19 protein-coding genes are annotated in these 24,074 nt (G+C 33.2%); 1 reads left to right on the forward strand and 18 read right to left on the reverse strand.

What is annotated here, in order from left to right:
* Window positions 1–9 precede the first annotated feature (9 nt).
* The 16 genes from A9G36_RS07970 to A9G36_RS08045 form a co-directional block, all read right to left on the reverse strand.
* The gene (locus tag A9G36_RS07970) at window positions 10–1,407 is read right to left on the reverse strand and encodes a TolC family protein (protein ID WP_034943158.1); all 1,398 of its coding nucleotides are present in this window, start codon (window positions 1,405–1,407) and stop codon (window positions 10–12) included.
* Between the two features lie 95 nt (window positions 1,408–1,502).
* Entirely contained in the window at window positions 1,503–2,147 is a 645-nt protein-coding gene (locus tag A9G36_RS07975; protein ID WP_065585615.1) for a hypothetical protein, read from the reverse strand.
* Window positions 2,141–2,944 (reverse strand): MotA/TolQ/ExbB proton channel family protein, encoded by an 804-nt coding sequence (locus tag A9G36_RS07980; protein ID WP_065585616.1) that lies wholly within the window; start codon window positions 2,942–2,944, stop codon window positions 2,141–2,143. The genes A9G36_RS07975 and A9G36_RS07980 overlap by 7 nt, the downstream gene beginning before the upstream one ends.
* Window positions 2,945–3,285: 341 nt before the next feature.
* Window positions 3,286–5,595: a DNA internalization-related competence protein ComEC/Rec2 gene (locus A9G36_RS07985; protein ID WP_065573969.1), complete on the reverse strand. Its 2,310-nt coding sequence runs from the start codon at window positions 5,593–5,595 to the stop codon at window positions 3,286–3,288.
* Between the two features lie 316 nt (window positions 5,596–5,911).
* A complete protein-coding gene (gene ihfB, locus A9G36_RS07990) occupies window positions 5,912–6,229 on the reverse strand; it encodes an integration host factor subunit beta (RefSeq protein ID WP_176701028.1) in 318 nt (105 codons plus the stop codon).
* A 70-nt stretch (window positions 6,230–6,299) separates the two neighbouring features.
* Window positions 6,300–7,982, reverse strand: a complete 1,683-nt coding sequence (gene rpsA / locus A9G36_RS07995; RefSeq protein WP_034943163.1) for a 30S ribosomal protein S1 — start codon at window positions 7,980–7,982, stop codon at window positions 6,300–6,302.
* Between the two features lie 45 nt (window positions 7,983–8,027).
* A complete protein-coding gene (cmk, locus tag A9G36_RS08000) occupies window positions 8,028–8,777 on the reverse strand; it encodes a (d)CMP kinase (protein ID WP_065585617.1) in 750 nt (249 codons plus the stop codon).
* A gap of 1 nt (window position 8,778) precedes the next feature.
* Entirely contained in the window at window positions 8,779–10,059 is a 1,281-nt protein-coding gene (aroA, locus tag A9G36_RS08005) for a 3-phosphoshikimate 1-carboxyvinyltransferase (protein ID WP_065585618.1), read from the reverse strand.
* A gap of 21 nt (window positions 10,060–10,080) precedes the next feature.
* Window positions 10,081–10,953, reverse strand: coding sequence for a helix-turn-helix domain-containing protein (locus tag A9G36_RS08010; RefSeq protein WP_034943167.1), 873 nt, complete (start codon window positions 10,951–10,953; stop codon window positions 10,081–10,083).
* A 269-nt stretch (window positions 10,954–11,222) separates the two neighbouring features.
* Window positions 11,223–12,125 carry a lysine exporter LysO family protein gene (locus A9G36_RS08015; protein WP_065568854.1) on the reverse strand — a complete coding sequence of 301 codons (903 nt, stop codon included), beginning with the start codon at window positions 12,123–12,125 and terminating at the stop codon, window positions 11,223–11,225.
* A gap of 64 nt (window positions 12,126–12,189) precedes the next feature.
* On the reverse strand, window positions 12,190–13,116 hold the full coding sequence (locus A9G36_RS08020) for a VirK/YbjX family protein (RefSeq protein WP_162174510.1): 927 nt from the start codon (window positions 13,114–13,116) through the stop codon (window positions 12,190–12,192).
* 246 nt (window positions 13,117–13,362) lie between these two features.
* On the reverse strand, window positions 13,363–14,664 hold the full coding sequence (gene eno / locus A9G36_RS08025) for a phosphopyruvate hydratase (protein ID WP_034943174.1): 1,302 nt from the start codon (window positions 14,662–14,664) through the stop codon (window positions 13,363–13,365).
* Between the two features lie 47 nt (window positions 14,665–14,711).
* Window positions 14,712–16,349 (reverse strand): glutamine hydrolyzing CTP synthase, encoded by a 1,638-nt coding sequence (gene pyrG, locus A9G36_RS08030; RefSeq protein ID WP_065568855.1) that lies wholly within the window; start codon window positions 16,347–16,349, stop codon window positions 14,712–14,714.
* Between the two features lie 235 nt (window positions 16,350–16,584).
* Window positions 16,585–18,198 carry an IgaA/UmoB family intracellular growth attenuator gene (locus A9G36_RS08035; RefSeq protein ID WP_081296682.1) on the reverse strand — a complete coding sequence of 538 codons (1,614 nt, stop codon included), beginning with the start codon at window positions 18,196–18,198 and terminating at the stop codon, window positions 16,585–16,587.
* A 190-nt stretch (window positions 18,199–18,388) separates the two neighbouring features.
* Window positions 18,389–18,868 carry an acetolactate synthase small subunit gene (gene ilvN / locus A9G36_RS08040; RefSeq protein ID WP_034943182.1) on the reverse strand — a complete coding sequence of 160 codons (480 nt, stop codon included), beginning with the start codon at window positions 18,866–18,868 and terminating at the stop codon, window positions 18,389–18,391.
* Complete coding sequence (locus tag A9G36_RS08045; protein ID WP_034943185.1) at window positions 18,868–20,586, reverse strand: acetolactate synthase 3 large subunit; 1,719 nt, start codon at window positions 20,584–20,586, stop codon at window positions 18,868–18,870. Before A9G36_RS08045 ends, ilvN begins: the two co-directional genes overlap by 1 nt.
* 281 nt (window positions 20,587–20,867) lie before the next feature.
* On the opposite strand from A9G36_RS08045, the gene ygfZ reads away from it, so the two are divergent.
* Window positions 20,868–21,746 (forward strand): tRNA-modifying protein YgfZ, encoded by an 879-nt coding sequence (gene ygfZ / locus A9G36_RS08050; RefSeq protein ID WP_051824954.1) that lies wholly within the window; start codon window positions 20,868–20,870, stop codon window positions 21,744–21,746.
* A gap of 253 nt (window positions 21,747–21,999) precedes the next feature.
* On the opposite strand, the gene A9G36_RS08055 is transcribed toward ygfZ, so the two are convergent.
* Together A9G36_RS08055 and A9G36_RS08060 are read right to left on the reverse strand one after the other, a co-directional pair.
* On the reverse strand, window positions 22,000–23,148 hold the full coding sequence (locus A9G36_RS08055) for a M20 aminoacylase family protein (RefSeq protein WP_065568859.1): 1,149 nt from the start codon (window positions 23,146–23,148) through the stop codon (window positions 22,000–22,002).
* Window positions 23,149–23,327: 179 nt separating this feature from the next.
* Window positions 23,328–24,074 carry a prepilin peptidase gene (locus A9G36_RS08060; protein WP_065568860.1) on the reverse strand — a complete coding sequence of 249 codons (747 nt, stop codon included), beginning with the start codon at window positions 24,072–24,074 and terminating at the stop codon, window positions 23,328–23,330.

The following is a 24,074-nucleotide window of genomic DNA, read 5'->3' on the forward strand; positions in this document are numbered from 1 at the left end:
CCTTCTCTGTTAATTCAAGTTTAGTCTAGACATTCCAACCTCTAACTGATCAGCAAGAAGATATAGACCTAATGTTGAAAGATAATAATCATATAATGCAGATAATTTACTCACTTTAGCACTAAAATAGTCAGTTTCTACTGTTAATAAATCATTTAGATTACGCTGTCCTAAACGAAATTCATCCATATATAATTTTCTTGTTTTGCTTGCATCTTGTTCAGCTTTATATTGAATTCTGAAAGTATCTGCAGCATTAAGTGCATCTTCTACCAAATTATTTGATATTTCTTTAACATCACGAACAAGTTGATTATAAGATGCCATGCTATAAGTATGACGTGCAGTAGCCTGACCAATTCTAGATGTATTAATTCCACCATCTAAAATTGGCATGCTAACTTGTAGCGAAACTTTACCACCTATAAAGTTACCGTCTTTATCATCTGGATGTTGGAAAGGTTTAGTATAAGAACCTACCGCATCAACTGTCGGGTATCTCGCACTTTTGGCAACTTCAACTTCTGATCGAGCACTGTTTAATTGAGATTCAGAAGCTTTAATATCAGGGTTATTAACTAAAACACTTTCTAAAATTTCTTGAAGCTCTTCGCTACTAATAAAAGCCTCCTTTAATTTTAAACTTTTAGTGGGAACAGAACGCCCTAACAAAGTGTTTAATTCTTGGGTTGATTTCTTCAACTGAAGTTCAATTGATTTAGCAGCATTTTGAGCATTAGTTAACGCTAGTTGAGCTCTTATTGCTTCAGATTGAGGAGAAAGACCGCCGTTTACACGTACACCAATAGTTTTAACGAGATCTGACATTTCTTTTATATAATCTTGTGCATAACTCTTTTGTTGAGTATAACGGCGAATATTAAAGTAAGCTTTAATCACATTGAAAGATACTTTATTTTCTTCATATTCAGCAATATATTTAGCTGATTCGCGAAGCTGAGTTGCACTGTCTACACCATAACGAGTACGCCCAAAGTCAAGTAAATTATATTGAAGAGAAACTTGAGCTTGGGCGTATTCATCATTTGAGCGAGAAATAGAATTCATTCGATCAAATGAGTAATCACGAGTTTTCGCTAATACGTTTACCTTTGGGTAATAGCCAGCTTCAATTTCTTGAATTCGTGCATCAGCTTCTGTTAATTTAGAATTGGCTGACACAGTTCGTAAGGAATAGAATTGAGCAATCTCTATGGCTTCTTGTAAACTTAAACCGCTTGATGAAATATCAATACCATGTAATAAAGCAGTTGGTAGTTGTTTGCTTGCTAATAGCAGACTTTCATTAGCATCATAAGTTTTGTTCATATCAGGTTGTTCATGTTTAACAACACAGCCAATCATAAGAGAAGATAATACACTTAATACGATAATTTTACTTTTCACAACAAAAATCCATATAATGAATAACGATTAAACACAGCTTAGTTTTACTTTATTTCCACAAAATAGAGTTAACTAACTTAAGATAAAATATCATCTCAAGACTGAATAGATGCTCTTATAGATGTCATTTGACCAACACATTCAATCAGTGCTTCATTTTGTTGACGTATAGCTTTAACAACCGCTTCGGAATCACTCGTTTTAGTACGAGCAATAGATTCAATAGTTAATAGCTGTTGGCGAACACCTTGAATTTCAGATTGTAGCTCTACTAATGTTTTAGCAACTTCATTGAAAGAAGTAACTATCTGTAAGCGATCTGCGTTCATGCCCCCAATAGCTTCTATTAAAGCAACACGGCTTTGTTCCGTTGAGTTGCGAACATTATCGATAGCATTAATTGTTTGGTTCTGAATTTCAGAAATTTTAACAGCGTGATCATCAATTGCATTTAATGCATTATTTGCTGTCTCTAATTCAAATTGAATACTACGCAATATTGGTTGCTGACCTTCAATAGAACCCAATACTGAGTTAATACCAATTAATTCACTTTGAATCTGACCTAAAATTGATTGCATAGAATTAAAAGATTGATTTTGTGATACCACACTCTGCTCTTGTTTCTGAATAAGTTTATCAAGAAAATCAGCTAATTTATCTGTACCTTCAATTTGTTTTAATTGATTATTTTCAAAGGTTTTTTGGTTAGAAAGAAACTGATTAAATAAATCTAACAACGCAGCATTAAGACCATTATTCTGTATAGAAACGCTGCTGCAGCCTCTCTTCCTACTATTGAACTTACAGAACCATTTTTTCCTGGAATTTGACCGATAAAATCATCAGCATGCGTTTTAGCCCAATCCTCCACCGAAAAGTAGATGTTATCAACAGTTGAACTTAATAAATGAGCAAATAACCCCATTATTAATGACCCCATCAGCCCTAGAAATGATGCCGTAAACGCAGCTGACATACCGCCTAAAGGAGCCGCAATTCCTCCTAATAGAGCTGAAAGATCGGAAGATCCAGAGGTAACAACATCCATTGATTCCCTTATACTTCCCATAGTAAGTATAAGACCAATAAACGTACCTAATAAGCCTAATCCAACAAGTAACCCTGATAAGTAATCGGCTCCAGATACTCGATGAGAAAAACTATCTTTTAACTTGTCTAAAATTGAGTTTCTTATTTCAGGTCCTTCATAAACCAGTTCAGAAATTCGTCCATTTAAACTTTTTACAGCCCCTTGAAAAGGGAATCTATCTAGTTTTTCAATATCATTTGAGGATGACGAGGATGCCATTCTTGTGAATTTATTCCAACTAGTCACACCTATCATTAATGAGATAGTAGAAAAAGAGATATAAATCACACCAATAATTTGCATTGAAACGATAGCAGTATTAATTATTACGTTATGACTAATAGCCTCTAAAACGTCTTCATAAAAATATGCAAAAGCTATAACTATTACAAAAAGGATCACTAAAATTAATCTTAGTGATCGTTTAACAGAATTCAACTTCACTTTATTCATCCTTAATCTAAACTAGAAAATTATTTATAATTTAGTTTTGATATAACTATTTTCTATTTTTTATAAAAAATTAAATTTAATCACTTTTTTTTGTATATTTTGATAAATGTACATTCTATTATCAATTAAATAAAAATCAAACTTTTTTATCAAAAAATATTTAAATGATTGTTAATATGAAATGAATTAGACGAAGAATCACTTATTAAAAACAATTTTAATTTTAAATTAATAATATTTTTTGATAACGTTTTTTCAATAAGATTTTCTTAAAATTGATAATTTACGCTTTAACTATAAATTACTTTACACTAATATCTAGTCTTTTATATTTAATAATTGTCTGACAAATAACCAAACCAATTATGATACCATCTCGGTCTATTGTGAGCTCGCATGGTTTTTAATTCCCATTTATTTTTATAAAAAAATAGAATTATCTGACCTGTTCTTGCTGTAGTATAGTAGTCTAGTTGTAAATCTTTATAGCGTTTAGCTATCTTTTTTGAAGGCAATTTCCATGGATTATAACGTGATGTGGAAGCCAATGAACTTTTGGGTTTGACATGATTTAAAAATGCATAACTTGATGAAGTATTGCTACCATGATGAGGTATTTGTAATATCGTTGATTCTAGTTGATTATGATATAAAGATACTAATTGATATTCCTGATTGTGTTCCAAATCACCGGTTAATAATATTGAAAATTTACCATCAGTTACTTGTACAATACATGAATCTTCATTTTCTGCATAATCAACCATTTTATTTGGCCAAAGCACTTTAAATGTTATTTCATTCCAGATAATGCTATTACCAGCCAAACATTGATAATTGTTATTTAGCTGTGTAGAAGAACTCATTAGCCATGAATTAGGATATATTCGTTGAAGCTCTTTTAATCCGCCAATGTGATCATTATGTTGATGACTTATGATAATACCTATAACATTTAAATCATGCTGCTGTAAAAACGGAATAATAATGCGTTCTGCTGCTGAACTTTTTTGCCAATTGGCTCCAGTATCATACAAAACTGCTGATTTACCATTATGAATAACAATAGCCAAACCATGACCTACATCTAACATATCAATCCTCCATAAATAATCTTGTTTTTTTAGTAACGGAGAGGTTAATATCATTAATATAATTAGAACAGTGATATTAAAGCGGTACAAAAATCCAATACGTATAATTATAATTGCAAATATACCGACAAAACTTAGTAGACAAAAGTTTGAAGGCGTATTTATCCATAAAAACTTCAAGGAATTTAAACAATAAAATAACCATTCTAGTGATTTTTCAGCAATCAACCAAAGCCAGAATGTAAGATTAGAACAGTTAACAAAACAAGTTATTAATGCGAATAAAATAACAGGAAACGTTATTAGAGAGATTACAGGAATTGCAATTAGATTAGTAAATAATGAAACTGCACTTACACCTTGAAATAAAAAAAACTGAATAGGTAACAACAAAATTGTCAAACTAAATTGTAGATGCAATAATCTAATAATATACCAGCGTTTTTTATGTTGTATGCATTTAGATAAAGGTATCCATTCATAAATAAAAATTAAGCTAATTACGGCATAACACGATAACCAGAAGCTTTCTGATAAAATCATTAATGGATCAAAAAGCAACAATAATGCAATAATTCTATTAATCTTTTGCCATTTACTTATTTGCTCATACTTATAACGCAGATAAATCCAAATTGTTAATGCTAATATTGCACGTAAAGCAGGAGGATTTAAACCTGTAAGCCATGCATAAAAAACCGCACATAACCAACCTATCATAATTGGTATATAAAAATGCATAAAACGCTGGGGTATTAAAAACATTTTTACTTTTACTAAAAAATAACTAATACCGAAAACAATCAAGATGTGCATACCTGATATTGCCATTAAATGTGCAACCCCTGTTTTCATCATGATGTTACGATGATCATCATTAAGTTGAGATCGATCACCGAAAGCAAGCGCGATTAATATACCGCGATAAGTAAATAAATTAATATAAGGTAAAACATTATCTACAATACTTTGGCGAATATCGATTTTACCATCTAATAAATTAGCTTGGATTATTTTAGCAGTTAATAAATTTCGATTAACAATTGCAAAACGTTGACTATCAAATGAGCCCTCATTTAAATAGCTATGTACTACTTTTGTTTTCAATTTTAATTGCCAAATTTGGCCAGATTTTGGAATTTCTGACATATCCCAATAAATTGAAATTGGCATATTTGTGGAAAGAGGATGATAAGTATTATTCAAAATGGAAAATTTTACATAATAAGGTTCAACTAATGTGACAAACTGTCGGGTATTGATACTTTCAACTTTAGCGTTCACAACTAATGTTTCATCAATAAGAGACTCGATATTTAATAAATATTGCTTAGAATAAGCTGTAGACCACAAAAAGCTTAAACCAAACATAACAACACAAATCCAACACTTTTGAAATTTGGATGGTAGTACTAATAAAATGATAACCAGTATTACTGCAATCAAATACCACTGGGTATCAGAAGGTAAATAAGACAAAAACATTAATGGTAAACAACCTAAAGATAACATAATTGCTTGTAAATCTAGTGAATTAATTTGCCTCATTGTTTCAAATACAATTTATAGAAATAACTTTAGCAAACCTATCATGTTATACTTTATAATAAGGTCTTTATTTTTAAATTTTCGAGCTAACTCTCAATATTATATATTTATTTGATATAAACATATAACTTACCTATAAATATTTAAAAATTAATCATAAATAAACTTGACGTTAAGATTTTAATCAATGAAAAAGTTTAATAATTTTGAAAATTAGAATGCAGCAACTACTTTAAATATCTTAATTTTACTAATCTTAATAAACTAAAAAACCTTTGATTTTACTCAAAGGTTTTCAATGAAGAATATTTGAAAACTATGCTTTTACGCCGTTATTTACTCTTTCACGTAACTCTTTACCTGGTTTAAAATGAGGGATATACTTCTGTTTAACCACAACTTTAGTACCTGTTCTAGGATTTCTTGCTTTACGTGGGGCACGATAGTTCAAACTAAAACTACCGAAACCTCGAATTTCAACACGATCATTATTTTCCATTGCTAAAGCGATCTGTTCAATAATATCCCTTACTACTTCATCAACTAATTGCACAGGAAGGTGCGCCCGCCAGTTGACGATTCTTTCTGCTAAATCTGATCTGTTCATGGTCACTCCTAATTTATTTGCAGGCATATAATTCTTTTATTTTATACTACAAAAGAAAAAGAGGGCAAGCCCTCTTTACTCTTTAAATAAATAATTTTTACTCAGTTTTTGATGCTGCTTTAAATGCTTCAGCCATCGCATTAGTAAATGATGCTTCTTCTTGATTAGCAGTGTTATTTACAGTAGCAAGAGCTTCTTTTTCTTCAGCTTCATCTTTTGCACGTATAGATAAAGAAATTGCACGTGTTTTACGATCTACATTCATAATCTTAGCTTCAACTTCGTCACCAACTTTAAGTGCGGTGGTTGCATCTTCGATACGTTCGCGTGCAATATCTTGAACTTTTAAGTAGCCTTCAATACCATCAGCAATTTCAATAGTTGCACCTTTAGCATCAACTGCAAGTACTTTACCTTTAACTATTGCACCTTTTTTGAAGTTTGAGGCAAAACTACTGAATGGATCATCTTCTAATTGTTTAATACCTAAAGAGATACGTTCACGATCAGCATCAACTTGCAGAACAATAGCTTCAATGTCATCACCTTTTTTATATGATTTAACAGCTTCTTCACCTGGCATACTCCAAGAAATGTCTGAAAGATGAACTAAACCATCAATACCGCCATCTAAACCAATAAAGATACCGAAATCAGTGATTGATTTGATCTTACCACTAACTTTATCACCTTTATTGTGTGATTCAGCAAATTGTAACCATGGATTTGGTTTACATTGTTTCAGACCAAGAGAAATACGACGACGCTCTTCATCAATTTCAAGCACAATAACTTCAACTTCATCACCTAAGCTAACTACTTTAGATGGGTGAATGTTTTTGTTTGTCCAATCCATTTCAGAAACGTGAACTAAACCTTCAACACCTGTTTCAATTTCAACAAAACAACCGTAGTCAGTTAAGTTAGTTACTTTACCAGTTACTTTAGTACCTTCTGGATAACGTTTAGCGATTGAAACCCATGGATCTTCGCCTAATTGTTTTAAGCCAAGTGATACACGTGAACGATCTTTGTCAAATTTAAGTACTTTAACAAGTAATTCTTGACCAACTTCAACCACTTCACTTGGGTGTTTAACACGTTTCCAAGCCATGTCAGTAATGTGAAGTAAACCATCAACTCCACCAAGATCAACGAATGCACCGTAATCAGTAAGATTTTTGATGATACCTTTAACTTCAGAACCTTCTTGTAGATTTTCTAGAAGTTGTTCTCTTTCTGCACTATTTTCAGATTCGATAACTGCACGACGTGAAACAACAACGTTGTTGCGTTTTTGATCTAATTTAATAACTTTTAATTCGATTTCTCTATTTTCAATATGAGAAGTATCGCGTAATGGACGAACGTCAACAAGTGAACCAGGAAGGAACGCACGAACGCCATTAAGATCAACCGTAAAGCCACCTTTAACTTTACCATTAATAACACCTAAAACTGTTGCAGCATCTTCAACTGCTTTTTCTAGTATTATCCATGCTTCATGACGTTTTGCTTTTTCACGAGATAAAATTGTTTCACCAAAGCCATCTTCAATTGAGTCAAGCACAACATCAACAATATCGCCAACTTGAACTTCTAATTCACCTTGGGCATTTTTAAACTGCTCTACTGGAATTGCGGATTCAGATTTTAAACCAGCATCAACTAGAACAACATCTTTGTCGATTGCAACGACAGTACCACGGATCATATTACCAGAACGAGTGTCTAGTTGATTTAAAGACTCTTCAAAGAGTTGAGCAAAAGATTCAGTCATATTTATATACTTAAAATTAATTTAACGTCCACATTACATCATGTCTTATGGGGTTATTGATGATACTCCACTCATCCTTGTGATGGAGCTTGGTTTACTCACGCTGTAAACTGACTTACAACACAATTTTTTGTTTATATACGTAATAGATTGTTCAAAAACATCTTGAATAGAAAGCGATGTAGTATCAATTATTAGCGCATCAACTGCAGGTTTAAGTGGCGCAACAGCCCGATTACGATCTCGTTCATCACGCTCAGTTATCTCCTGCAAAATTCCGGCGAATTTAACATGTTTTTGCTTATGTTGCAACTGTTTCATTCGTCTTTCAGCACGTGATTGTGCACTTGCATCAAGAAAAATTTTAACAGGTGCATCGCTAAATACCACGCTACCCATGTCTCGACCATCGGCAATAAGCCCAGGTGCTTGCCTAAAGTCACGTTGACGTTGTAATAAGGCAACTCTAACTTTATTGAGTGCAGCTACCTTTGAAGCTGCGCCACCTGTTGCTTCGTTGCGAATATGTTTAGTTACATCAACACCACTTAGCAGAACCTTAACTTCAATATCATTACTGTCAAAAGTCAAAGGTAAATTTAATGCTAAATTAGCTAACTGGTTTTCATCATCCAGGGCAATATTTTTTTCAAGAGCAGATAATGCTAGTACGCGATAAATAGCTCCTGAATCTAAAAGGTGCCATTTTAAATGATTCGCTAATGCTTGACATAATGTACCTTTACCAACACCACTTGGTCCATCAACAGCAACAACGGGAACTATTTTATTCATTTTATTGTTCGCTTAATCGTTTAAATTGTTCAAAATAATCAGGAAAAGTTTTCATTGTGCATTTAGGATCTAATATCGTCACTGGTGTATCAGATAATGCAACTAACGAAAAACACATAGCAATACGATGATCATTATAGGTTTCGATTTTAGCATGATTTAATTTAACTGGTGGAATAATAGTAATATAATCGTGACCTTCATCAACAGTTGCACCAACCTTTCTTAATTCTGTCGCCATTGCATATAAGCGATCAGTTTCTTTCACTCGCCAATTATAAATATTACGAATCGTAGTAGGACCTTTAGCAAACAATGCCGTTGTAGCAATTGTCATTGCCGCATCGGGAATATGGTTCATATCCATATCAATACCATTTAATTCACCATGTGAACATTCAATATAATCATCAGCCCAAGTGATTTTAGCGCCCATTTTTTCAAGCACATGAGCAAATTGCGTATCGCCTTGCAAACTTTTTTTACCAATTCCTGTAACACGAACAGTGCCACCTTTAATTGCTGCAGCCGCTAAAAAATAAGAAGCAGAAGAAGCATCACCCTCAACCAAATAATCGCCTGGCGATTGATAATCTTGGTTTGCTTTGATAACAAATGATTGATAGTTATTGTTAACTACAGTAACGCCAAACATTGCCATCATTTTGACTGTAATATCAATATAAGGTTTAGAAACAAGATCACCAATAATAGTAATTTCAGTGTCTTGTTTTGCTAATGGCGAAGCCATTAACAACGCTGTTAAAAATTGGCTAGAGACCGAACCGTCAACTTTGATATCACCACCTGTAAAGCCGCCTTGAATATGTAGTGGTGGATAACCTTCATTTTCAAGATAATCAATTTTAGCTCCACCTTGACGCAAAGCATCGACCAAATGACCAATTGGGCGTTCTTTCATGCGAGGTTCGCCCGTTAACACAATATTATTATTTCCAAGACATAACGTAGCAGTTAAAGGACGCATTGCTGTGCCTGCATTACCCAAAAAAAGTTCTAATGCATGGTCGGATTGCAAAATACCGCCTACACCTTGCACATCACAAATCGTACGATCGTGTGATAGCTGATACTTCACACCTAACGTCGCAAGAGCATCAAGCATATAACGCACATCATCACTATCAAGTAAATTCGTTAACCGTGTATTACCTTTACTCAATGCTGATAGTAATAACACACGATTAGAAATACTTTTTGAACCAGGTAAATTGATTGTACCATTAAATCTTTTTATCGGTTGTAATGTTAAGGATAACATAAGGGCTCTCTTTAATCTTCTTTAAAATTTTTCTAACGTCGCTTTCAATAAATCAATTGCTTGCTTATTTTTAGCACTATTTTCACATAGCTTATCAAATAAATGACGATACCGTTTAATTGCATCGTAAGATGAGGTAATCGAAGCAATACCAGTAGTAACATTAGGTAACTCACCTAATCGAAACGGGCTAATTGCTAATGAAATAGGATTCTCATCTTGATAAAAAATCTGAAAAGTAATTGACGGAATTGCTTCTTGTGTAATAGCAATCGTTGGCGAAAGGGATTGCTGTTCAATTAACTGAATTAAGTGATAAACTTCTTTACGTGCTAGTAACATTCTTTCCGATTTTTTACCTGGCGAAATAGCTAAATTACCTACCAAACCAATATGTAAAAAACGTTCTACATTACGTAAACTGATTAAATTAATAACTTTTGGGACTGATTGATGGAACTGAGCTTTACGATCTTTTAAAATAGACAAGGTAGTTGCATATTTTTGAGGATCTATGGATTTATTTGCCTCATTTAACATCATTGCTAAATGAGGCAAATAATCAGAAGAGGTTAATAAAAATGAAAAAGGATCAAAGTGAGAATAAATATGAGTTGATTGCTGTTCTAGTTGGCGCATGCGTTCAAAAAAGCCTTCACCACTCGAATAGTACTCAGTGTCAATACCAAGTAAACTAGCAAAAGACGTGTCGAGTAAGAAAGCTAAGCGCTCTAGAGTGTCAATTTTAACGATCTCACCTTTTTCTAACCGATATACTGCTGCTCTTGAAATTTTAAGACTTTCTGCGACATCTTCAGCCTTCAAAGAGGCTGCGATTCGGTACGCACGTAGACGCTGACCAATAGCACAATAATCAATCGTTCTAGTAATCATAATTCACTCAAACTATTTAGATTACTGCAGTGTATCATATAGCAATAACTATGCCAATTTTGAATATAAGCTATTTTAGGCTGGTTATATGACGGTAAGTTCATGTGATTAAAAATTTTATTATAAGAGCAATTTTATAGCGCTTATATAATGATAAACTAGAGCTTAAGATATTATAGATTCTGTTTTAAAAATCGAAAACAGAATGTTATTGTAATATAAAGGAATAGTTATCGATTTATTAATAAATTACTTTTAATTATATTTTGTTATCCATAGTTAAACAGTCCCATAAAAATTGGCATTAACAAAGTTAGCAAAAAACCCTGAACCATTGCTGAAGGAACAATAATAACACCAGCTCCTTTTTGTAACATTGGCAAAGTAAAATCCATTGAAGTAGCCCCACACAAACCAAGTGCAGTCAATTTATAACGTTTAATCAATATAGGAATTAATAATATTGCAGATACTTCACGTAGAATATCATTTAAAAATGTGGCACTCCCAATAATAGCACCATGCGCTTCTGTCATTAAAATACCCGATAACGAATACCAACCAAATCCCGATGACATTGCAAGACCAACGCGAACAGGCAAGTTTAAAATAAATGATGCAATTATTCCTCCTAAAAAAACACTCATAACGACCAAGATAGTCGCCATCACCCCTATTTTATTAATTAAAATATGCTTAATTGAAATATTATTACTGCGTAATTGAATTCCGACTAAAAATAATAAAAAAACCAGTATAACCTGAGTTATATTTTCAGCATATTGCCAAATAAATAATGGCAATAATCCACAAATAAATCCGATAATTAATGCAATAAAAACACGTAATGATTCAAAAATCATCTTAAAAGGTGATGTATAAGTTTGAGTTAAGCTATTGGTCTTGGAAGTAAAAAAATAGTCAAAGATAATTAAAAAAATAAAATTACCGCCAAACGAGCAAACAAAAATAACACAGGCATAACATAAAATAATTTGCAAATTAGTAGTTAGATTATCCATATGGGCAAGTTCAGCGCCCATAATAAATAACATTAAATAAATCATCCAACTTAATGTTTGGTTAATCGTATCTATCCATTTCTGGCTTTTGAATTTAAACAAATAACCTATACACATTGGAATCAGAGCAATAAGGATACCAAAATACATACTTTATCTCCTAACTTACAATTTATCTTTTCCTTTTTAATACTACTATACTCTTTATATTAAATTATGTTAAAGAGGCTAATTGTGTTTCTATATCATTTGCCATTTGATCTAGCAAAGCATAACGATTACGATACTCAGAACGCTTTTTACTAGCAATTTCTTCTATCGATTTTCGTTCTATTTTGTTTGGTAAAATAAATAAACCTTTGGTATTTTTTTTACCATCAATGCTTAACCAAAAACTATCATAATCAGATAAGATTTGTTCCTGACGACTGTTATAACGCCAGTTATTGTAAATATGAGTTTGATTTCCAACGGCTACAATTTGCTCTAAATGGAAATAATGAACAATAACTGATACAGCTTCAATCAACACTCGCTTAGGAAATAATCCATAACAGTTTTTAGTTGCTTTTTGTACACGCGATCTTGCATCGGCATATCCACTACCTTGTAAGCCTGCAATAAACAGAGTCGTTTTTTGTTGATATTCAATGATACAAAAGGTTAATGTTGCCAAATCAACACCTTCATTATCAAAAAAATAAAGACTTATTTCACCTTCTCGTGCAAATTTATTTCGCGCTTGAATGGCTATTTGTATATTAACATCATTCTTTACTATTAAATTAGCTAGCACATAAGGTGAATCTGGATTATAAAATGCTTTTGTCATACTATCTGGGTGCTGCGATAAAAAATCGTAATGGTAAGATAATGCAGCAAAACGTTCTTTTTGCGTTAGACAAGATGACAAATATGGACGTTGTAACTTACATGGCAAATTAGTCTGGCATGAAAAGTAATACCCAAGTAAAGGATACTTCCTTAATTTATCGAGCCATTTAAGTGTAATTGTTTTTAAAAATAAGGTTCTTAAAAAAAACTTATAACGATAGGTCGCTTTAAGCCACAGTTCATTTAACGGTAGTTTACCTGTACAAAGCCAGTTAAATAATTGCCATTTACTTTTTGGCTTAGACATATTCGTAATATTATTCATAAGGAAAAAATTTAAATTGAGCTAGTTAATTGAAAACATTAATGCGATGACTAAATTAAGAAATACCAATTATATATTAAAAATAAGTCATGAATACAAGGTGCAAAGAGTATAACACAATATAAATCAGCGCAACTATTTCTATATATTGTTAAAAAAGTTGATGAAAATAAAAAACGGCGAACAAGTCACCGTTTTTATTAAACGATAGATCAAACTGCAAAATAATTATTGACCTTTAACTTCTTTTAGCCCGTTAAATGGTGCTTTTGAACCTAAAGCTTCTTCAATACGAATTAATTGATTGTATTTAGCTACACGATCAGAACGGCTCATTGAACCAGTTTTAATTTGCCCCGCAGCTAAACCTACCGCTAAATCAGCGATTGTAGAATCTTCGGTTTCACCACTACGATGAGAAATAACCGCTGTATAACCTGCATCTTTCGCCATTTTAACCGCAGCGATAGACTCAGTTAATGTACCGATTTGATTTACTTTAACTAAGATAGAGTTGGCAATACCTTTTTCAATACCTTGTTTGAAGATTTTAGTATTAGTTACAAATAGATCGTCACCTACTAATTGGATTTTGTGACCTAATGCTTTAGTTTGATAAGCCCAACCTTCCCAATCACTTTCATCTAAACCGTCCTCGATTGATACGATTGGATATTCACTAGTTAAACCTTCCAAGTAATGAGTAAATTCTTGAGCAGTGAATTCTTTGTTGCCTTCACCTTTCAATACATATTTGCCCGTTTCTTTGTTATAGAATTCAGATGCAGCACAGTCCATTGCTAAAGTGATGTCTTTACCTAAAACATAACCTGCTTTTTCTACTGCTTCTTTAATGCATGCTAATGCTTCCGCATTTGACCCTAAGTTAGGCGCAAATCCCCCTTCATCACCTACTGCAGTATTCATGCCCTTAGCATGTAAAACTTTTGCTAAATTGTGAAATACTTCTGAACCCATACGGATTGCCTCACGTACTGTTTTAGCACCAACAGGTTGAATCATAAATTCTTGTAAGTCGATGTTGTTATCAGCATGCTCACCACCATTGATGATATTCATCATTGGTAATGGCATTGAGTATTGACCTGGAGTGCCGTTAAGGTCAGCAATATGTTGATAAAGTGGAACTCCTTTAGCAGCCGCTGCGGCCTTAGCCGTTGCTAAAGATACAGCAAGAATTGAGTTAGCACCTAAATTAGATTTAAAATCAGTTCCGTCTAAGTCAAGCATAATTTGATCGATAGTAGCTTGATTCAATGCATCTTTACCTACTACAGCTTTTGCAATTGGACCATTAACATTTTCAACAGCTTTTAGAACACCTTTACCTAAAAAGCGAGATTTGTCACCATCGCGAAGTTCTAACGCCTCACGTGAACCTGTTGATGCACCAGATGGTACAATTGCAAGACCAACAAAACCACCTTCTAAATGAACTTCAGCTTCAACTGTTGGATTACCACGAGAGTCGATCACTTCACGACCATGTACTTTAACGATTTTTGCCATGTTATTTTCCTCTATATGACAGATATTTTACTAATGTTAATTCAAAACTATTTTTGTTGCTGCTCTTGATAAACTTTGGCAGCTTTTATAAAACTACTGAATAATGGGTGTCCATCTCGTGGTGTCGAGGTAAATTCCGGGTGGAACTGACAAGCAACAAACCAAGGGTGTTCTCGAATTTCAATAATTTCAACAAGTTTTCTATCTGTTGAAAGCCCTGTTACTTTCAAACCAGCTTTAACAACTTCTGGTAATAAATTATTATTTACTTCATAGCGATGACGGTGGCGTTCAGCAATAGATTCGTTTTTATACATACCATATACTAATGAGTTTGGTTCTAGATGACAAATTTGTGAGCCTAAGCGCATAGTTCCACCTAAATCACTATTCTCATTACGTTGAACCACATTACCTGATTCATCACTCCATTCAGTGATTAAAGCGATAATAGGATTAGCACAATCTTTAACGAATTCAGTTGAATTGGCATCTTTAATACCAGCAACATTACGTGCGTATTCGATCATAGCTACTTGTAAACCAAGGCAAATACCTAAATATGGAATTTTGTTTTCCCGTGCATAGCGAGCTGCCATAATTTTGCCTTCAACACCACGATAACCAAATCCACCTGGAATTAAAATAGCATCTAAACCTTGTAGTAAATCGGTACCACGTGATTCAAGATCTTCTGAATCAATATAACGGATATGCACCGTTAAACGATTTTTTAATCCACCATGTTTTAACGCTTCATTAACTGATTTATAGGCATCTGGTAAGGCAATATATTTACCCACCATACCAATGGTCACTTCGCCAACTGGATTTGCTTCTTCATAAATAACTTGCTCCCACTCAGAAAGGTCAGCTTCTTTACAATCAAGATTGAAACGTTTACAAACAAAGGAATCTAAATTTTGTGATTTTAATAATGCAGGAATCTTATAAATTGAATCAACATCTTTAAGCGAAATAACCGCACGCTCAGGCACATTACAAAATAGGGCGATTTTGGCTCGCTCATTAGCAGGGATGATGCGATCAGAACGGCAAATTAACACATCGGGTTGAATACCAATTGATAATAATTCTTTTACTGAATGCTGCGTCGGCTTGGTTTTAACTTCGCCAGCAGATCCTAAATAAGGAACCAATGTTAAATGCATAAACAACGTATGTTCACGCCCCACATCAACGGCTAATTGGCGAATTGCTTCTAAAAATGGCAGTGACTCAATATCGCCCACCGTGCCGCCGATTTCAACAATCGCAACATCAAAACCTTTAGCACCATCAATCACACGCGACTTAATTGCATTTGTGATATGAGGAATAACCTGCACTGTTGCCCCTAAATAATCTCCACGGCGCTCTTTACGTAACACATCAGAATAGATGCGACCAGTAGTAAAGTTGTTTTTTCGCGTCATTTTAGTGCGAATAAAACGCTCATAATGCCCCAAATCAAGATCGGTTTCGGCACCGTCTTCTGTCACGAAAACCTCACCATGTTGAGTCGGGCTCATTGTACCTGGATCAACATTAATATAAGGATCAAGTTTAAGCATGGTGACTGTTAAATTGCGGGCTTCTAAAATTGCAGCAAGTGATGCTGCGGCAATGCCTTTACCCAAAGAAGAAACGACACCGCCTGTAACAAAGATATAATTCGTGACCATTAATACCAGACCATTATTTATTTAATAGAATAATATTGCACTAAAACTAAATGATAAAAACCAATGCAATATACGATGAATTAGACGGGAAAATAGTATAACAGAATCCATCCTTGCTCACAATTAAATAATTATTTTTAACCAATGTTTTCAACAAGCATATTAGCCAAACTTATAACGAGTTTAGCTAATCAACTTTCACGATTAAATATTATCAATAATCGTGAAAATCATTCTAAATTATACGATTAGCGTATAAATTTTTAATTTTATTGTTACGAAGTCGATTCTGAATTAGTTTCAACAACAACATGAAACCGTTAAAAATGGTTGTGGAAGTTAAAACCCCAAATAACAGTAGGCTTAAACACATTGGCAATAGATTTTCGCTTATATTCGTTTGATATAAACTTTGCGTATTTATGGTTAATGCTGCAATGGTGTGATTACTGTCATAATCAACCTTTGAAACGAATCCCGAAATTTTGAGCAGACCAAGATCTGCATAAAACTTTTTGTCAGCTTTTGGATCTACAGCCTTACTCAATTGTAAATTTGCTTCATCTTTGCCATCGGTTTGATGAAAATATCCATTAGATATTACTAAATGAAAAGATGTACCTGTTGTTAGACTGTGAATTAATGCTTTTTTGCATATATCAGCATCATCTTTAACAGGCCTATCACATGACCATGACTCCCCGTTCAAGTTTAAATACAATAAATCACCAGGCTTGATATTGCTATCTAACAATTTTGATGCATCATCAAAAAACCAACGTTGTGAATCATGATTAAATTGATGATAAGCAAATGAGATATTATCACTCACATGTGCTTGAGTATAGACAACATAAATAAAGAACGTTCCTATCAAAAAAAGCCATAAATTACGCCCCCAAAATCTTGGTGGACCAAACTGTTCAACCTCTTTACCAACCGACATAGCATAACCATAGCGAACAATTTTTTTATTGTTTATATCAACATCCATTTCAATATTAAAAACACTACTTTCAGGAATAAATGATTGCCAATTTTTAGGATAGCTTAACTCTAAATTACGGCCAACTATAATCTTTTGTGATTTGGCAATTTTATGATTTATTTTTCCTCTTATTTGATTAATAAATTGCACTTTTGTTTTAGATTTTGGTTTACGGTAATAAAAATAAATAGCAGCCAGAAAATTCACCCCAAACCAAAACAGATCGTGCAATTCTTTTGTTTGCCAAAAACCATTAAAATAGCTGATTGCAAAAATACCAAAAAATACCGTGACTATCCCTTTATTTGATTTATTACGGCAAGCTGATTCTTGAAGTGTTTCTTTTCGAACTGATAAAATTTCGTAACCAAATTTTTTACTCAGTTTAGGATTTGGACTTACAGTGTGTTTAATATTTTCATCTAAGTTTTCACCTTCTGGATATTTTGAAGTGCTGCTCAACCAATACATTGAACTTTGTTTATCATATTTTTGTTCTGCCAAATAGATAGCTTTAAATGCTGAATCTATTTTATGACCATTTAACTTAACGGCGATAGCGTAATTTTGGGTAAGCACAATTTCAACTTCGTTAAAATCACTAAGGTAACGGTCCATTTTAAAAGGAAATGTAACATCAATATTATCGATTTTATAGGAAAAAGTGTCTTCGGGATGTGAAAATTCATTTTGTTTTAAACAATTACCGGATATTAACATCACATCTTTAGAAACTAATGATAACTTTTTTACCCCTGAAGATTTCTGACTAGTCATCGTTAAATATGTTTCTACACTATTTATTTCGTCTTTAGTCACTATTCTAATAGGTTTGAAGTTGTTAACCGAACTACTTGCCATTAGCTTTTTTTATACTTAGTGCTTCTATATTTTTTTATTGGATAAAAAATAAATGAAACAATAAATTGAATTAAGACGACCACCAACATCTGCATTGTAACTTATTCCTTATAAACCCTATTGTATAATAACTAACTGAAAAAATTGAATCTTAATTTCTTAACCACGAAAATTAAGGATTTACTGTTTTCTAACTGCGCGATAAACCGATAATACCAGAACGAACAATTTCAACTATATTGCACGTTTCACGAATTGAGGCTAAAAATGAGTCTAGTTTTTCGCTAGTCCCCGATAATTGTACGATGTAATGTGTTGCCGTTACATCCACAATTGATCCTCTAAAAATATCAGCGCAACGTTTAACTTCATCACGAGCATCAGCCCCTTTCGCTGCAACTTTAACAAGCATTATTTCACGCTCAACATGTGGTCCTTCGGTTAAATCATGCACTCGGTAAACATTAACTAGTTTATGTAGCTGCTTTTGGATCTGCTCAAGGACGTGTTCATCACCACTAGTTTGTATTGTCATGCGGTGCATGGTAGGATCTTCTGTCTGTGCTGTTGTAATTGTTTCAATATTAAAACCACGTTGCGAGAACAAACCAATAATTCTAGATAATGCACCTGGTTCATTTTCTGTAAGAATTGATAAAATATATCGCATTAAGTTCTCTCCGTTTTACTAAGCCACATTTCATTCATTGCTCCACCTCGAACTTGCATAGGGTAAACATGTTCGGTAGCATCGGTCATAACATCAACAAAAACCAATCGATCTTTAATTGCCAATGCGTGTTTAAGTTTTAATTCGAGCTCCTCACGCTTAGCAATAACCATACCTACATGACCATAAGCTTCTGCAATTTTAGCAAAATCAGGCAATGATTCCATATAGGAACAGGAGTGACGACCAGCATAAATCATATCTTGCCACTGTTTTACCATTCCTAAAAATCGATTATTAAGATTTAAAACAATAACAGGCAAATCATATTGCAATGCAGTTGAAAGCTCTTGAATATTCATTTGAATACTACCGTCACCAGTCACACATACTACACACTTTTTAGGAAAAGCTAATTTAACACCAAGAGCCGCCGGTAAACCAAAACCCATGGTACCAAGCCCTCCGGAAGTAATAAATTGACGGGGTTTATCAAAAGGATAGTAAAGTGCAGTAAACATCTGATGCTGACCAACATCGGTAGTGATAAAAGCATCACCTTTTGTCAATTTATATAAAATTTCAATTGCTTCTTGCGGCTTAATTCGATCACCTTCGTGATTATATACAAGACAATGACGAGATCGCCAATGTTCTATTTGCTTCCACCAATCAACTAATGCATCTAAATCACGCTCTACATTTAGCTCATCAATTTGAAATAACATTGTTTCAACCACCATTTTAGCATCACCCACAACAGGGATACTTGCCATAATCGTTTTTGATATTGACGTTGGGTCGATATCAATATGAATAATATTAGCTTTTGGGCAATATTTTTCAACATTATTTGTTGTTCTATCATCAAATCTTGCCCCTATAGCTAAAATAACATCAGCATTATGCATAGCCATATTGGCTTCATAAACACCATGCATACCAACCATACCAAGATAATGTTTATTAGTACCTGGAAAGGCACTAATCCCCATTAATGTTGAAGTCACTGGCAAATTTAATTTTTCAGCAAACGTTTTAATTGCATCACTGGCATTTGCCGCAATTACTCCACCACCGATACACAAAACAGGCTTTTTAGCAGTTAATAAAATGGTCAGCGCTTTTTTTATTTGCCCTTTATGTCCATGTATGGTTGGGTTGTAAGAGCGCATAGCAATAGATTTTGGATAATGATAATTATATTTGTTGGCAGGATTAACAATGTCTTTAGGTAAATCAATAACAACAGGACCAGGCCGACCTGTAGAGGCAATATAAAACGCTTTTTTGATAGTCTCAGGAATATCTTTGCTATCTTTGATTAAAAAACTGTGTTTTACAATTGGACGTGAAATACCAACCATATCACATTCCTGAAATGCATCATTACCAATTAAATTACTAGCAACTTGCCCAGATAATATTACTAACGGTACCGAATCCATATAAGCTGTTGCAATCCCCGTAATTGTGTTAGTTGCACCTGGGCCTGATGTAACTAAAACCACGCCTACATCACCCGTTGCTCTGGCATAACCATCGGCCATATGTACTGCAGCTTGTTCATGGCGGACTAAAATATGTTCAATTCCACCAAGAGTATGAATAGCATCATAGATATCGAGTACGCTGCCACCGGGATAACCAAATATCTGTTTTACTCCTTGATCTATCAAAGATTGGATAACCATTTCTGCGCCAGATAGTTTTGCCATGGATTTTGCCTCCAATATAACTTTATTTATCATTAAGTGATTCATTTTGCATCAACTCATATACAAAATCAATAAAGTCAATAAACTAAGACAATTAGTTTTCTCTAACATTAAATAATTTATTTTTTTAAGATATCACTGATAAATCCGCAACCTACCAATTTTACTATAATATTATTGATTGATTTTATTGTCTGTTTTTAATTTCTTATATAAACTTTGTAAAGTAATTAATCTAGCCACTAGGTACTAGAATCATTTATTTCCAATAAGGTACTATCATGAGCAATTATTTTTGCAATTCAATCTCTCTTGCAGATTGGCAACTAGTTAAAGTTTCTGGCGACGACAGTCAAAAATATTTACAAGGTCAAATTACTAATGATATTAACAAACTTTCTGAACAATCAGCAATATTTGCTGCTCATTGTGACGCTAAAGGTAGAATGTGGAGTAATTTATTAATCTTTAAGCGAGGATTAGACATATATTACATTGTTCGTAAAAGTGTTGCTGAAAAGCAAATTGAAGAATTAAAAAAGTATGCTATTTTTTCTAAAATTACTATTGAATCTGTTCAAGATTTAAATATGGTTGGATTAGTTTCAAATGCGATACCTAGCAAGGTTATTTCGCTATTAAAAGATAAAAACTGTATTACAAACAATAATATCACTTATATCAAGTTACCATTACCAGAAACTCGCATTATTATGATAACTCCAGAGCCTATAGTAGATGATTTATTACCATGTAATAAATGGTTACAACTTGACTTAGAAGCAGGCTATGCTGTTATTGACATCGCCAATATAGAAAGTTTATTACCACAAGCCTCTAACTTACAATACTTTGATGCTATTAGCTTTGATAAAGGCTGTTATTGTGGGCAAGAAATGGTTGCTAGAGCAGAATTTCGCGGTGCCAACAAACGAGGGCTCTATTTATTATCGGGCAAGAGTGAGGCCTTACCAATTATAGGTGACACGATTGAATATCAAATTAATGATCATTGGCGAGAAAGTGGGCAAATTTTAGCAGCACTCAAATTAAACAAAGATAATGATATTTATGTTCAAATAGTATTGCCTAATGGCATCGATCTTAATACACAATTTAGAATAAAAGGACATACAGACAGCCGCCTGACATTCAATTGATGATAGATCTTTTTATTGATTATTTAAAAATATAAAAATTTATTGATTATCAACGATATCCTATATTGAATTATATAAGAATGTACTGAACATAAATTAATAAAAGATTTATTTTGTCGACTAATTATTAAAATAGATGAGAATTGAGCTATGATTGTTAAATATTAATTATCAATTCTCACTACTTATTAGATCGGTTTTTAATGAGCATAAATTTTTCTATTCTATAATTTTCTACTCATTAAAATACTTATTAACTTAACTCCTGTTTAACAATTTCAATAAAATATTTGGCACCTGTTATTAATATTTCATCATTAAAATTATAAGTAGGATGGTGTAAGTTAGCGCCATTACCCGCACCTAACCATACATAAACACCGGGTATTTTTTGCAACATAAATGCAAAGTCTTCAGCTCCCATGGATGGTTTAGTATCTATCACAACTTTATTAGTTCCAACTATATGAGTAGCAGCTCTAATGGCAATATCTGCTTGATTTGAATGATTAATTGTTACAGGATAACGCCTTTGGTAATTAACTTCAGCTTTAGCTTCAAATATAGTAGCAATACCTATTGCTATTTCTTTAATTCTACTTTCTGCCATATCTTGTAATTGAGGACTAAAGGCACGAACCGTTCCGCGGATAACTGCTTTTTGAGGTAACACATTCCAGGTATCACCGCTATGAACTTGAGTAACACTAACTACTAGGGCACTCAACGGATCGGTATTACGGCTTACAATACTTTGTAAAGTGCTAACAATGTGTGTTGCTATTAAAATAGAATCCTTACCTAAATGGGGAGCGGCAGCATGTGAACCTGTACCTGTAATTTTGATTTCGAAAACATCAAAAGATGCCATTATTGCACCATGATTGATATAAAAATGGTTTAACGCCATATTTGGTTGGTTATGCAAGCCATATATAGCTTCAATAGGAAAACGTTCAAATAGACCATTTTCAACCATAACTCTTGCCCCTCCTTCGTTTTCTTCAGCTGGTTGAAAAATAACTGCAACGGTACCAGAAAAATCACGAAACAAATTAAGGTATTTAGCTACACCCAATAATATTGCTGTATGCCCATCATGACCACACGCATGCATCTTGCCATGTATTGTTGAGCAATAATCAAATGAATTTTCTTCAACAATATCTAATGCATCGATATCAGCGCGCAATGCGATAAAACGACCTTTTCTATTGCCCTTGATAAGACCGACTACACCCGTTGGAGAAAAATCCGTATATAATTCAGTAATACCAAACGATTGCAGTTTTTCAATTATAAATTGGGTGGTATGTATTTCTTTAAATGCAGTTTCAGGATGAGCATGAATGTAATGTCTCCAAGAGATCATCTCATTTTTTAATTCATTAATAGCCGTCATTTAAAATTCCTTGTTTAATTAATTGGTTATGGTTCAGTAAACTAATCACTACTATAATGTGATTTAAGCTTTATCTAAAATAACCAATTTCACTATCATTATTAATTTTAGTTATATGCAAATAGAAAGCTATCCTATCGAATAAAAACAAATCACAAATAGCACTCTAGATTCACTATCTATAAAATATAGAAAAAGCAATACCCAGACATAAGCAAAAAAGGTCCAAAAGGAATGAATTTTAGGGATTTATTATTGAGAACGTAACGTAAGAAAAGAAAATACACAATACCCAATAAAGATGCAATAATCAATAAAATCGGTAAAGATTGGTAAGAAACCCAAGCACCGAATGCGGCAAACAGTTTGATATCACCTTGCCCTAGCCCATGATTTTTGGTTATAAGATAAAATAACATTGCTGGAATTTTCAACAAAAGGTAACCAAACAATATACCTATCATTGCATCACTTAATGAATGATTGAACAATTGAAAAAATGCACACAAAACACCTAGCCACATTAACGGCTGAGTGAAAAAATTGGGTAATAAGTAATATTGAAAATCAATCATGCCCAATAGCAAGAAATAACAAGCGAGTAGCATAAGAAAAACACTTTTAAAATCAATACCTCTATGTAAAAAAATTGCCATAAAAATAATGGCCACTATAATTTCTACTATAATGCACCGATAGGTAATTTTACAAAAGCAATAATAACATCGCCTTTTTAAAATAAGCCAAGAAAGAACAGGTATCAATTGCCAAACTGTTAATAGATGTTGGCAGGAAGGGCACCTGGAACGATTAAAACAAATTGCTCTGAAATACTCGAATAGTGATTGCTCTGATGAAAAACGATAATAAGCAACATGAATAAAACTTCCAAAACATAGCCCTAAACTAAAAACAATCATAATCAT

Origin of the sequence: Gilliamella sp. Choc6-1 (assembly GCF_001690385.1) — a bacterium.
Classification (GTDB): Bacteria; Pseudomonadota; Gammaproteobacteria; order Enterobacterales; family Orbaceae; genus Gilliamella; species Gilliamella apicola_A.